9 protein-coding genes are annotated in these 13,211 nt (G+C 69.8%); 6 read left to right on the forward strand and 3 right to left on the reverse strand.

What is annotated here, in order from left to right; translation table 11 throughout:
• Nucleotides 1–194: 194 nt before the first annotated feature.
• From ABD371_RS00100 to ABD371_RS00115, 4 genes are all read left to right on the forward strand, one after another.
• Nucleotides 195–1,424 (forward strand): LCP family protein, encoded by a 1,230-nt coding sequence (locus tag ABD371_RS00100; RefSeq protein ID WP_381735116.1) that lies wholly within the window; start codon nt 195–197, stop codon nt 1,422–1,424.
• Between the two features lie 221 nt (nt 1,425–1,645).
• Nucleotides 1,646–3,478 (forward strand): LCP family protein, encoded by a 1,833-nt coding sequence (locus ABD371_RS00105; RefSeq protein ID WP_344471229.1) that lies wholly within the window; start codon nt 1,646–1,648, stop codon nt 3,476–3,478.
• A 201-nt stretch (nt 3,479–3,679) separates the two neighbouring features.
• Nucleotides 3,680–5,155 carry an LCP family protein gene (locus tag ABD371_RS00110; RefSeq protein WP_381735118.1) on the forward strand — a complete coding sequence of 492 codons (1,476 nt, stop codon included), beginning with the start codon at nt 3,680–3,682 and terminating at the stop codon, nt 5,153–5,155.
• A gap of 282 nt (nt 5,156–5,437) precedes the next feature.
• Nucleotides 5,438–7,141 carry an LCP family protein gene (locus tag ABD371_RS00115; protein WP_344471232.1) on the forward strand — a complete coding sequence of 568 codons (1,704 nt, stop codon included), beginning with the start codon at nt 5,438–5,440 and terminating at the stop codon, nt 7,139–7,141.
• Nucleotides 7,142–7,171: 30 nt separating this feature from the next.
• Here ABD371_RS00115 and ABD371_RS00120 read toward each other — a convergent pair whose 3' ends face one another.
• Entirely contained in the window at nt 7,172–8,188 is a 1,017-nt protein-coding gene (locus tag ABD371_RS00120) for a glycosyltransferase family 2 protein (RefSeq protein ID WP_344471234.1), read from the reverse strand.
• Between the two features lie 292 nt (nt 8,189–8,480).
• Here ABD371_RS00120 and ABD371_RS00125 point away from each other — a divergent pair, with 292 nt between their 5' ends.
• Nucleotides 8,481–9,929 (forward strand): LCP family protein, encoded by a 1,449-nt coding sequence (locus ABD371_RS00125; protein WP_465270039.1) that lies wholly within the window; start codon nt 8,481–8,483, stop codon nt 9,927–9,929.
• A 12-nt stretch (nt 9,930–9,941) separates the two neighbouring features.
• On the opposite strand, the gene ABD371_RS00130 is transcribed toward ABD371_RS00125, so the two are convergent.
• On the reverse strand, nt 9,942–10,487 hold the full coding sequence (locus ABD371_RS00130) for an acyl-CoA thioesterase (protein WP_344471235.1): 546 nt from the start codon (nt 10,485–10,487) through the stop codon (nt 9,942–9,944).
• 141 nt (nt 10,488–10,628) lie between these two features.
• Here ABD371_RS00130 and ABD371_RS00135 point away from each other — a divergent pair, with 141 nt between their 5' ends.
• The gene (locus tag ABD371_RS00135) at nt 10,629–11,879 is read left to right on the forward strand and encodes an LCP family protein (RefSeq protein ID WP_344471236.1); all 1,251 of its coding nucleotides are present in this window, start codon (nt 10,629–10,631) and stop codon (nt 11,877–11,879) included.
• A gap of 59 nt (nt 11,880–11,938) precedes the next feature.
• Here the strand turns inward: ABD371_RS00135 and ABD371_RS00140 are convergent, their stop codons facing one another.
• Nucleotides 11,939–13,102 (reverse strand): acyl-CoA dehydrogenase, encoded by a 1,164-nt coding sequence (locus tag ABD371_RS00140; RefSeq protein WP_344471237.1) that lies wholly within the window; start codon nt 13,100–13,102, stop codon nt 11,939–11,941.
• Between the last annotated feature and the right edge of the window lie 109 nt (nt 13,103–13,211).

Raw genomic sequence — 13,211 nt, forward strand, 5'->3', positions numbered from 1 at the left:
GAGCGGGTGGGCCGGTGCTCAACTTCCCTGGTCCGGGGGGAGTCGGGGGCGTTTTGTGCCGGTCCGGCCCCCAACTCCGGCGTATGGGCGGCGAAACCCGGTCCGTACCGCACAACCATGCGCGATGTTCGGCCGTCTAGCCCTGCGATCGGCGGTCGAGCGCGCCGCCGACGCCATGAAGGATGGACGCAGACGTGACCGACAGTGCTGGTACTCCGGCCGGGCCGGGCGGCCCGGCGGAGGACGACGGCGCGACCGACGCGGCAGCCGAACCCGAGGAACCCGCCGTCCGCCCCCGCGGGCGCCGCTGGCTGCGCTGGGCGGCCGTCGGCACCGCGCTGGTCGTGCTGGCCGGGACGGGCTCAGCCTGGTGGTTCTACCGTCAGCTGGACTCCAACATCACCACCGACACCACGGCCGCGACCGAGCTGCGGATACATGAGAAGGAGCGGCCGGCCCCGCTCGTCCTGGACGCGCGGAACATCCTCGTGCTCGGCTCCGACACCCGCTCCGGCGAGGGGAACAGCGAGTACGGCCGGGACGAGGGCGAGAGCCAGCGCTCGGACACCACGATCCTGCTGCACATCGCCGCCGACCGGAAGAGCGCGACCGCGATGTCCGTGCCGCGCGATCTGATGGCGTGGATCCCGAGCTGCCGGCGGGCCGACGGCTCCCGCACCGAGGAGACGTTCGGGCAGTTCAACTCGGCCTTCGCGATCGGGGGCGCGGCCTGCGTCATCCGGACGGTCGAGAAGATGACCGGGGTGCGGATCGACCACCACATGATCGTGGACTTCCGGGGCTTCAAGAAGATGGTCGACGCGATCGACGGCGTCGAGGTCTGTCTGAAGAAGCCCATAGACGACGAGGACGCCCGGCTGAGGCTCGACGCGGGCCGGCAGACCCTCGACGGCGAGCAGGCCCTCGGCTACGTACGCGCCCGGAAGTCCCTGGGCGACGGCAGCGACACCGACCGGATGGAGCGGCAGCAGCAGTTCCTGGGCGCGCTGGTCAAGAAGGTGCAGAGCGACGGCGTCCTGCTGAACTGGACAAAGCTGTATCCGCTGCTGGACGCGGCGACCAAGTCGCTGACCACGGATCCGGGGCTCGACTCCCTGAAGGATCTGTACGACCTCTCCAAGTCGATGCGGGACATCCCCACCGACAAGGTGCAGTTCCTGACCGCGCCCCGGCAGCCGTACGCCGCCGACAGGAACCGGGACGAGCTGGTGCAGCCGGAGGCCGAGCAGCTGTTCCAGCGGCTGCGCGAGGACACCCCGATCACCGTGCTCCCGGCGCGGAGCGCGGACGAGCGGGAGGCGGAGGCGGGCGAGCGGGGCGGGGAGAGCGCCGCCCCCGACGCGAGTCCGAGCCCCTCACCGACGTTCACCGGCAGCAATGCGGCGACGGGGGTCTGCACATGACGTACCGGCCAAGACTGGGCTCACACCAAGCGAATTGGGCGTATTGCCCAGATGTAAGTTATGTGGAATTTGTCATGGGCGTCGACCCACTGTGAACTGGGCGGATAGTGTGACGCGATCCGGTTCTCCGGCCCCGTGCGATCACACCGCCGGACCGAGAGAGACCGAGCGCCATCCGGGGGAGGCGCTTCGCGTGGCAGCGACGGAGGATTCAGAAAACCGTGGATGCGCAGAGCCGTGGGCAGGCGGACGACTTCGATCCCGCCGACCAATGGGTACTCAACCCGGAAACCGGCCAATACGAACTGCGACTGGACAACTCCGCAGCGCAGTCTCCGGCCGCTCCGGCGGCGGACGGCTTCGGCGACGGGCCGGGCACTCCGGGCGTCCCGGGGCCGCGTACGCCGGGTGACCCCGGCGGCGGCCGGGGCGGGCCCGAGGGCGACGGGAACCCGTCGTCCGGGGCCGAGGTGCCCGAACAGCGCTCGCGCCGCTCGGGCGGCCGGGCGGCGAACCGCCAGGCCGGCCGCTCCGGCCAGCCCGCCGGGGGCGCGAACGCCCAGGGCCCGGGGCGGCGCAAGCGGGGCAAGGCCAGTAAGCCCGGCAAACCTGCCAAGTCCGGCAAGAAGAAGGTGCTGATGTGGACGGGCGGAGTCCTCGGCTTCACCGTCGTCGTCGGCTCGGTGGGCGCGTACCTCGCCTATGACCGGCTGAACTCGAACCTCAACACCATCGCGGTGCCCGGCGCGGGATCCGGCGGCTTCAAGAAGGACAAGGCCGTCAACATCCTGGTCATCGGCACGGACAAGCGGACCGGCAAGGGCAATGGCTCCTACGGCGACCCCAACAGCGCCGGCCACGCCGACACCACGATCCTCTTCCATGTCTCCAAGGACCGCACCAACGCCACCGCGCTCTCCATACCGCGCGATCTGATCGCCGACATACCCGCCTGCGAGACCAAGACCGACAAGGGCACCGTCACCATCCCCGGCTCGCGGAACACCAAGTTCAACGAGAGCCTCGGCCAGGAGGGCCGCGACCCGGGCTGCACGATGCGCGCGGTCAAGGAGCTCACCGGGGTCACCGTCGACCACTTCATGATGGCCGACTTCAACGCGGTCAAGACGATGTCGACGGCGGTCGGCGGGGTCGAGGTCTGTCTCGCCAAGGACATCAACGACCCGAAGTCCAAGCTCAAGCTCACGCGCGGCACCCATGTGATCAAGGGGGAGCAGGCGCTCGCCTTCGTCCGCACCCGCTACACGGTCGGCTTCGGCAGCGATCTCAGCCGGATCGAGATCCAGCAGCAGTTCCTCAGCTCCATGATCCGCAAGATGAAGTCCAGCGACACCCTGACCAGCCCCACGAAGATGTGGGACCTGGCGAACGCCGCGACCAAGGCGCTCACCGTCGACACCGGGATAGGCAGCATCGAGAAGCTCCAGGAGCTCGGCATGGAGCTGGCCGAGGTGGATCCGAAGAACATCACCTTCGCCACGGTCCCGGTCGACGACAGCCCCGACAAGTCCAGCGTGCTGCTCAACGAGGCCAAGGCCGCGCCGCTCTTCTCCATGATCCAGAACGACATCTCGCTCACCGAGGTGAAGCAGAAGGAGAAGAAGGAGCAGAAGGCCGCCAAGGAGAAGCAGAACGCCCTGCTCAAGGGCGACCGCGCCGAGGCGGCCGATGTCAGGGTCAAGATCTACAACGGCAGCGGGACCCAGGGTGTGGCCCTGGCGACGCTGACCTGGCTCCAGAACGACCAGAGCGTGATGAAGTCCAGCAATGAGGGCAACGCCCCCGCCAAGGCGCCCAAGACCACACTCGAGTACGCGCCCAACCAGGCGGACCAGGCCCGCAAGCTCGCGGATCTGATGGGTCTGCCGGCCACGGCGATGAAGCCGGGCACCGAGGACGCCGAGGCCCTTGAGGCGATGACGCTCGTCCTCGGCGCGGACTTCAAGGGCGCGGGGGTGCCCATCACCGGAGTGGCGAAGACGCCGGACGGTGTCCAGAAGGTCGAAGCCGACAAGAAGGTGTGCGCCGGATGACACGGGAACACCCCCGTCGCTCATCGCGCATGACAGGGGGACTCAGGGGTGGGACGGAACAGCGCGCACGGGAGCCAGAGCCCGGATCGCGTCCCGCGAGCGCGTGACACCGGCCCGGCCGGCGGCGGTACGGTCCCCGGTCCGCGCGGCGGACGGCCGCCGGGCGGCGGCGAACGGCCGCCCCGGCGCGGGAAGCGCCGGGTGCTGCGGTGGACCGCGGCCGTGCTGTCGCTGCTGATACTCGTGACGGCGGCGGCCGGTTATCTGTACTACGAGAACCTCAACGGGAAGATCAAGAAGAAGGAGCTGACCCTCGGCGCGAAGATGCCGGTCCACCGGGCCAACGCCGACGGGCAGACCCCGCTGAACATCCTCCTCATCGGCTCCGACGCCCGCGACAGCAAGGCGAACCAGAAGCTCGGCGGCGCGAAGGAGACCTTCAACGGCAAGCCGCTCGCCGATGTGCAGATGCTGCTCCATGTGTCGGCGGACCGCTCCAACATCTCCGTGATCAGCATGCCGCGCGACACCATGCTGAAGATCCCCGAGTGCCAGGACCCGGAGACCGGCCAGATCCACCCCGCGCGGGCGTGGGCCCAGACCAATGAGTCGCTGAGCCGCGGCGGCCCCGGCTGCACGGTGGCCACCTGGTACGAGCTGACCGGCATCACCATCGACCACTTCATGCTGATCGACTTCGCGGGCGTGGTCTCCATGGCGGACGCCATCGGCGGCGTCCCGGTCTGCGTCAGCGACCGTGTTCACTCCCGCAACAGCAAGGGGCAGGGATCCGGTCTGAAGCTGGAGGCGGGCACCAGCTTCGTCAAGGGCGAGCAGGCGCTCCAATGGCTCCGCACCCGCTATGGATTCGAGGACGGAACCGATCTCGCGCGGGCCCGCGCCCAGCACATGTATATGAACTCGATGGTGCGCCAGCTGCGAAAGAACGCCAAACTCACCGACCCGAACAAGCTGCGCAAGCTCGCCGAGGCCGCCATTGACTCGCTCACCGTGGACAAGGGCATCGAGTCGGTCGCCAGTCTCCTCGACCTCGGCAATGCCCTCAAGAGCGTGCCCACTCATCGGATCACCATGGCAAAGATGCCGAGCGTTTATTCGAAAAGGCCGAACTACACCGGCAAAGTCGAACCCAAGCCCGGTGAAGCAGAACAGGTGTTCCGGATGATCCGGGAGGACATCCCGCTCGACGGCAAGGGAAAGCCGAAGAAAAAGAAAGCGGCCCCCGCGAAGCCGAAGGACCAGGCCGCCGCACCGGCCGACATCCCCGTACAGGTGCGCAACGGCACCGGCGGCGACGGACAGCTTCCCCTGAAGGGAAGGGCCACCGAGGTCACCGCCGCGTTGCAGGCCAGGGGCTTCACCCAGGCCGTGGCGGACATCGCCGGAAACCCCCTGCCCAAGACGGTCGTCCAGTTCTCCAACGCGGAGCTGGAGGGCGACGCCCAGGCGGTCGCCAAGGCCCTGGGGATTCCGGTGTCCTCGGTACGGAAATCGACTGATGTCACCGGCATCTCACTGACCGTGGGCGCGGACTGGCCTATCGGCGAAGCCTTTCCCGGGGCCGTGGACGGGGACAAGACTCCCGACTCCGCCGAGGCCCTCAACGGCAGCGACACCAAGGCGTGCATGAAGGTTCAGCCGGGCTTCACCTGGTAATGGGCCACTGCCGAAGGGGCCCGTTTCGCGCATGCGTCCCGGGCCCCTTCCCGTAAAACTTCGGCCGTCATCCGGCTGAATTTCCCCGAGCTGTGGGCAGATTGCCCAGGTGTAGGGTGCGCGGGATTTGTGATGGATGTCGCCGAGCGCCGAACAGTGCGGATAGTGTGACGAGATCCGGCACTGCGGGAAGCCACCTCGCACCCGGCCGGATCGATGAACCGAGCGTCTCCTGAGGGGGAGAGGCAACGCGCGCGGGACCGACGGAGGACTCAAGCGACCGTGGACGCACAGAGCCGTGGCCGGGCGGACGGGATCGACCCCGCCGACCAGTGGGTGCTCAATCCCCAGACCGGCACCTACGAACTCCGACTGGACGATTCCGTACCGCGCCAGGACGCCGGGCACCGGGGCGCCGTCCCCGCGCCCGCGCGCCCCGCGCCCTCGGTCCCGGGCCAGCGCGGCAGACGGAGCGCGCGCCCCTCGGAGGACGGCAGAACCGGCGGCTCCGGGCGGCGCGGGCGCAGGACCAGAAAGCCGGCCAAGAGCAAGGCGCTGATGTGGACCGGCGGCGTCCTGGGCCTTCTGCTGGTCGGCGGCTCCATCGGCGGCTATCTGCTCTACGACCGGCTCAACGGCAACCTCAACGCGATCGACGTCGGCGACGCGCTCAGCGGCCGGGGGCTGAAGGACGGGCCCCTCAACATCCTGGTGATCGGCACCGACAAGCGCACCGGCAAGGGGAACGAGGGGTACGGCGACAAGGGCAGCGCGGGCCACGCCGACACCACCTTCCTCTTCCATGTCTCCGCCGACCGCACCAACGCCACGGCGATCAGCATCCCGCGCGATCTGGTGATCGACATCCCGGAGTGCCCCACCAAGCAGCCGGACGGCTCGACCAAGGTCGTCCCGGCTCAGCCGGCCACCCGGTTCAACGAGTCCTTCGGGCAGCAGGGGCGCGACCCCGGCTGCACCATGCGCACGGTGAAGGCGATCACCGGTCTGCCGATGGACCACTTCATGATGGTCGACTTCAACGCCGTCAAGACGCTGACGACCGCCATCGGCGGGGTGGACATCTGTCTGGACAAGCCGATGAAGGACGACGAGTCCGAGCTGGATCTCGCGGCGGGCCCGCACCGCGTCCAGGGCGAGCAGGCGCTCGCCTTCGTCCGCAACCGGCACGGGCTCCAGAACGACAGCGATCTCGACCGGATCGCGGTGCAGCAGCAGTTCGTCGCCTCGATGATCCGCCGGATGAAGAACGACGTCCTGGGCGACCCGAAGGCGATGTTCGGCCTGGCGGACTCGATGACGAAGGCGCTCACCGTGGACACCGGGATAGGCGACGTCCCGAAGCTGACCGCCCTCGCCAAGGAGTTGGGCGGCATCGACGTCAAGAACATCAGCCTCATGACGGTCCCGGTGATCGACAACCCCGCCGAGGGGCCCGTCAAGGCGACCGTCGTCCTGAACCCGGTGGAAGCGCCGCAGGTCTTCGCCATGCTGGCCGACGACGTCTCCTTCACCGAGGTGAAGAAGAAGGAGAAGAAGGCCGAGAAGGCCGCCGAGGAGAAGCAGAAGGCCCTGCTCAAGGGCGAGCGCGCCCAGCCTTCCGAGATCCGGGTCGACGTCTACAACGGCAGCTCCGTCAACGGCGCGGCGCAGACGACCCTCGGCTGGCTCCAGACCGTCAAGGGCGTGCTGAAGTCCGCCAACAAGAGCAACGCCCCCCAGAAGGCGGCCAGAACGACGCTGGAGTACGCGCCGAACCAGGCCGACCAGGCCCGCGCGCTCGCCGACATGCTGGGGCTGCCCGCCTCCGGCCTGCGGCCGGGCACCGTGGACGCCGAGGGGCTCCAGGCGATGACGCTGACGCTGGGCGGCGACTTCAAGGCCGCCGGCACGCCCATCGCCGCGCCGGCGAAGGCCCCGGCGGGGGTGAAGAAGGTGGAGGCCGACAAGCAGGTGTGCGCCAGGTGAGACAGGGGCCGGGCGCCCGGGGCGGCCGGGTCAGACGGTCGTGGTCCCCACCGCCGGGCGGCGGCTGGCGATGACCTTCCTCGCCAGGGAGCGCGGGCTGGTGAGGAAGCCGAAGCCCCACGACATGTGCATGGTCGCCAGCGCCAGCGGGATCCGGAGCCGGGCCTTCAGCGGCAGCCCCCTGCCCGCGGGCAGGGAACCGGCCGTGATCGCCGCCAGATAGCCGCCGGGCACGATCAGACCCCAGGGGGTCAGCACCGCGCCGACCACGAGACCCGCCGCGATCGCGCAGACCGCGACGGGCGGGGCGAGATAGCGGAGATTGATCGAACCCTGGTGGTAGCGGGCCACCACATGCCGCCAGCGCCCGTAGTCCTTGTACTGCTTGGCGAGCGCCCGGACCGAGGGACGGGGGCGGTACCGCACCCGCAGCTCGGGGGAGAACCAGATCAGCCCGCCGGCCTCGCGGATGCGGAAGTTCAGCTCCCAGTCCTGGGCGCGGATGAACTCCACGTTGTAGCCGCCCTGCCGCTCCAGCGCCTCGCGCCGGAAGACCCCCAGATAGACGGTCTCGGCGGGGCCGGCCGTGCCACCGGTGTGGAAGGCCGCGTTCCCCACGCCAATCTTCGAGGTCATGGCGGCGGCGACGGCGTGCTCCCAGTCGTTCTCGCCCTCGGCGTGCATGATGCCGCCGACATTCTGCGCGCCAGTCTCCTCCAGGAGCCGTACGGCGGTGGCGATGTAGTTCGCGGAGAGCATCCCGTGACCGTCGACGCGTACCACGATCGGGTGACGCGAGGCCTCGATCGCGGCGTTGAGCGCTGCCGGGGTACGGCCGGTGGGATTGGGGACGGTGTGGACCCGGGGGTCCTCCCGGACCAACTCGGCGGCGATCTCGTCGGTGCGGTCCGTGGACGGGCCGAGCGCGATCACCACCTCCATCTCGCCGTCGTACTCCTGCTCAAGGATGTGACGGACCGAGTTGCGCAGATGCCGCTCCTCATTGAGGACCGGCATGATCACGGAGACGGGGGGCGTGGCGTTCATCAGTCGCCACGTTACCGCGAATGGGGGACACGGACGCGCGGCGGCCGGTCGGTGGCGCGGGCAGCCCATCGTATGGGCCTACGGTGTGCTCGTTCCCCCGTTCGCCGCGATCGGACACCGGCCCGGTCGTCCGCTGTCTTCCGCAGTGCCCCGGCAGTCGCCTCCGGTCGTCGGCCGTCATCCGTCGCCATCCACCGTCATCCGTCGCCGGCCGCCGCCGGCCGCCGTCGTTCGGGCGTCCGTTCCCCGGCCGCCCCCTCCTCCCCCCGTCGCCCGCGGAGGTGTCCCCCTCGTGACCACGCCGTCCCGCTCCCCCCGTCCCCGGCCGAACCCAGGGCCCAGGACCAGACGGCCGGTGGTCACCAGACCCCGCTGGGGGCTGCGGGCGGCGACCGCGCTCTCGGTGCTGGTGCTCGGCGCGGGCGCGATCGGGCACGCGATGCTGACCGGTCTGGACACCGGGATCAGCCGGGTGGACCCCTTCCGGGACATGAAGAACCGGCCCGAGGGCGGGCACGGCATGAATCTGCTGCTCGTCGGCACCGACGGACGGGAGCGGATCACCCCGGAGCAGAAGAAGAAGTTCCGGCTCGGCGGCGCGCCCTGCCACTGCACGGACACGATCATGCTCGTGCACATCTCCCGGGACAGCCGGCGGGCGAGCGTGGTCTCCTTGCCGCGCGACAGCTACGCCGAGATCCCGGCGTACACCGACCGGGCCACCGGGCAGAAGCGCCCGGCCCGGCCGGTGAAGCTGAACGCCGCCTACGCGGAGGGCGGGCCCTCGCTGACCGTGCGCACGGTCGAGCACATGACCAAGGTCAAGATCGACCACTATCTGGAGGTCGACTTCACCAGCTTCATGAAGACGGTCGACGCCGTCGGCGGTGTCCGGATCTGCACCAGTCAGCCGATGTCCGACCGCTACACCGGGCTGAACCTCCCGGCCGGCAGCCATGAGCTGAACGGCGGGCAGGCCCTTCAGTACGTCCGCTCCCGCCATGTGGACATCGCGTCCGACCTGGGGCGGATGCAGCGCCAGCAGCGGTTCGTGGCCTCTCTCATCGAGCGGGCGACCAGCAGCGGGATGCTGCTCAACCCGGTGCGGTTCCGGAAGGTGGCCACCACCATGCTCGGCTCGGTACGGGCGGACGAGGGGTTCGGCACCGAGGAGATGCTCGCGCTGGGCCGGGCGATGCGCGGCTTCTCGGCGGCCTCGTCGGAGTTCACCTCCGTGCCGATCGGCTCGATGGGCACCGTGAAGGGCGTCGGCTCGGCCGTGAAGTGGGACCCCGCCAAGTCCCAGCGGCTCTTCCGGATGATCCGCGAGGACCGGCCGCTGGCCCCGGCCCGCGCCCGCAAGGCCCGCGCGACGCTGGTGGACGTCTCCCCGCAGCAGATCCGGGTGCAGGTCTACAACGGCACCGGCGAGGACGGACTCGGCCGCCGGGTGGACGGCGCGCTGCGGGCCACCGGCTTCAACACCACCCGTACCCCGCTGAACGGGGACAGCCCCGAGGTGGAGCGCACCTTCATCTCGTACGACCCCCGCTGGGACCGCTCTGCGCGGACGCTGGCGACGGCGCTGCGCGGCTGTGAGATCCGGGCCGTGAAGGGGCAGGGGCGGACGCTGCGGGTGACGGCGGGCGCGGATTACCGGGGGGTGACCCCGGTCCGGGCGCAGGACGCCCACCAGGGCGAATTCGGCGCGGTCACCGGCGACGAGGTGACCTGTCCCTAGAGCGGGGCGCGCTCAGTCCTGCATGCCCTCGGCGGCGCGGCGCTCGCGCAGCTCCATGATGGCGCGGCGGCGGGCCAGCCGGTGCGTACGGCGGATCTGGGCCTCCTGGTGGCGGCGGCGGTCGCGCTCGGTCTCCGGGCGCACCGGGGGGACGGCCCGGGGCTTGCCCTCGGCGTCGACGGCGGCGAAGACGAGATAGGCGGAGCCGACCTGCTGGGCGGGGGTCGACTCGTTCCAGCGCTCGGCCAGTACCCGGACCCCGACCTCCATGGAGGAGCGTCCGGTCCAGTTGACCTGGGCCTTCACATGGACCAGATCGCCCACCCGGACCGGCTCCAGAAAGACCATCTCGTCCATGGAGGCGGTGACGGCGGGGCCCCCGGAGTGCCGGCCGGCGACCGCGCCCGCCGCGTCGTCCACCAGCTTCATGATCACACCGCCGTGCACCGTGCCCAGGAGGTTGGTGTCATTGCCGGTCATGATGTGACTCAGCGTGGTGCGGGAGGCCGAGGTGGGTTTGGCCTCGATCGCCGAGTCCGGAGGGAGCTGGTCTGTCATGCTCTCCACCATAAGCGGGGGTGTCGCCGCAGTTGCCCGACGGGGGCGCGACCGGCGCATTGCATCAGCTTGGCTACAGGCCCGGCCCGATTCGCCACCCGCCCTGTCGGCGGCCCGCTGTGACCCGGCACACTTGTTGTCATGAACGATTGGCCCGATGGATACGGACGCGGCGGCCGGGGCTCGGAGCCCGAGGGCGCGCGCTCGATGCGCCATGTGCAGCGCCCTCCGGTCCCCCAGCAGCAGTCGCAGGGGTACGAGGACGGATACCACTCCCCCTATGACAGCGGCTACAACACGGGCCAGGTCTACGGCGCGCCCGCGGGCGGCCAGGGCGCCGGCGGCGGCAGCCGCTTCCCCGGCGGCGGGGGGCCCGCGGGGCCTCCGCCGCCCGCCGGGCCGCCGAAGCCGGCCCCCGACTGGCGTCGCCGGATAAAGATCGGTTCGCTGGTCCTGGTGGGGACGCTGCTGGTGGTCTCCGTCGGCACCTACTTCTGGGCGGACGGCCAGGTCCGCCGCGAGGTGGATCTCTCCAAGGTCATCGAGCGTCCGAAGGACGACGACTGCACGACGTATCTGATCGTCGGCTCGGACAGCCGCAAGGGCATGTCGGCCGAGGACAAGAAGCGGCTGCGCACCGGTTCGGCCGAGGGCAAGCGCACCGACTCGATGATGATCCTCGCCGACTGCTCCGGCGGGACGACGATGATCTCGCTGCCGCGCGACTCCGACGTGGAGATCCCCTCCTTCAAGGGCTCGCAGTCCGGCAAGGTCTTCCCGGCCCAGGGCCGCCGGGTCAAGCTGAACGCGGCGTACGCGGAGGACGGCCCCGAGCTGCTGGTGCGCACCGTCGAGCACAACACGCATCTGCGCATCGACCACTACGCGGAGATCGGTTTCGCGGGCTTCGCGAATGTGGTGGACGCGATCGGCGGGGTGGAGCTGGACATCCCCAAGGCGTTCAAGGACAAGAAGTCCGGCGCGGACTTCGCGGCGGGCAAGCAGACGCTCGACGGGGAGCAGGCGCTCGCCTTCGTCCGCACCCGGTACGCCTTCGCGGAGGCGGATCTCGCGCGGACCAAGAACCAGCAGAAGTTCCTGGCGGCCCTGGCGAGCCAGACGGCGACGCCGGGGACGATCCTCAACCCCTTCACCCTCTATCCGGTGCTGGGCGCGGGTCTCGACACCCTGGTCGTCGACAAGGACATGTCCCTGTGGGACATGAGCCAGATGTTCTTCGCCATGAAGGGCGTCACCGGCGGCGACGGCAAGTCGATGAACATGCCCGTCGCCGGGAGCCGGGGCGGGAACCTGGTCTGGGACAAGGCCAAGGTCGCCCAGATCGTCGGGCAGATCCAGAACGACGAGAAGGTGACGGTGTCGGGCAACTGACCCCGGCACGCGCCCGAGCGGGCCCCTCCGGACACCGGAGGGGCCCGCTCCGCGCTGTGCTAAGGCAGGTTGCGGGCCATCACGATGCGCTGGACCTGGTTGGTGCCCTCGTAGATCTGGGTGATCTTGGCGTCGCGCATCATGCGCTCGACGGGGTAGTCGCGGGTGTAGCCGTAGCCGCCGAGGAGCTGGACGGCGTCGGTGGTGACTTCCATGGCGACGTCGGAGGCGAAGCACTTGGCGGCGGCGCCGAAGAAGGTGAGGTCGCCGTCGACGCGCTCGGACTTGGCGGCGGCGGAGTAGGTGAGCTGGCGGGCGGCCTCGAGCTTCATGGCCATGTCGGCGAGCATGAACTGGACGCCCTGGAAGTCGGCGATGGGCTTGCCGAACTGCTTGCGCTCCTTGACGTAGCCCTTGGCGTAGTCGAGGGCGCCCTGGGCGATGCCGAGGGCCTGGGCGGCGATGGTGATGCGGGTGTGGTCGAGGGTCTTCATGGCGGTGGCGAAGCCGGTGCCCTCGTCGCCGATCATGCGGGTGGCGGGGATGCGGACGTTGTCGAGGTAGACCTCGCGGGTCGGGGAGCCCTTGATGCCGAGCTTCTTCTCGGGGGCCCCGAAGGAGACCCCGGGGTCGGACTTCTCGACCACGAAGGCGGAGATGCCCTTGGAGCGCTTGTCGGGGTCGGTGACGGCCATGACCGTGTAGTACTCGGAGACTCCGGCGTTGGTGATCCAGCGCTTCACGCCGTTGAGGATGTAGTGGTCTCCGTCGCGGACCGCCCTGGTCTTCATGCCGGCCGCGTCGGAGCCCGCGTCCGGCTCGGAGAGACAGTACGAGAACATCGCGGAGCCCTCGGCGAGCGGGCGGAGGTAGGTGCGCTTCAGCTCCTCGGAGCCGGAGAGGATCACCGGGAGGGAGCCGAGCTTGTTGACGGCCGGGATCAGCGAGGAGGAGGCGCAGACCCGGGCGATCTCCTCGATGACGATGACCGTGGCGAGCGCGTCCGCGCCCGCGCCGCCGTACTCCTCGGGTACGTGGATGGCGTGCAGATCGCCGGCGACGAGGGCGTCGAGCGCCTCCTGCGGGAAGCGGGAGTCCTCGTCCACCTCGGCGGCGTGCGGCAGGATCTTCGCCTCGGCGAGCGAGCGGATGGCGTCGCGGAGGGCGTCGTGCTCTTCGGACGGGCGGTACAGGTCGAAATCCGGCTTACCGGTCGAGGCCACGTTCTCTCACTCCCCAGAAGCTAACTACCGTTAAGTAACCAACTTTAGAGGCCAGGCCCCCGATGGGCATACGTGAGCTTGGCGACAGGGGCAAACGTGCCCCGGCGGG

Source organism: Streptomyces amakusaensis (assembly GCF_039532665.1).
Lineage (GTDB): Bacteria > Actinomycetota > Actinomycetes > Streptomycetales > Streptomycetaceae > Streptomyces > Streptomyces amakusaensis.

Bases quoted from the DNA above. Each gene is read 5' to 3' on its own strand.
- ABD371_RS00120 (WP_344471234.1), bottom strand. From the start codon at position 8,188: ATGAACGCCACGCCCCCCGTCTCCGTGATCATGCCGGTCCTCAATGAG.
- ABD371_RS00130 (WP_344471235.1), bottom strand. From the start codon at position 10,487: ATGACAGACCAGCTCCCTCCGGACTCGGCGATCGAGGCCAAACCCACC.
- ABD371_RS00135 (WP_344471236.1), top strand. From the start codon at position 10,629: ATGAACGATTGGCCCGATGGATACGGACGCGGCGGCCGGGGCTCGGAG.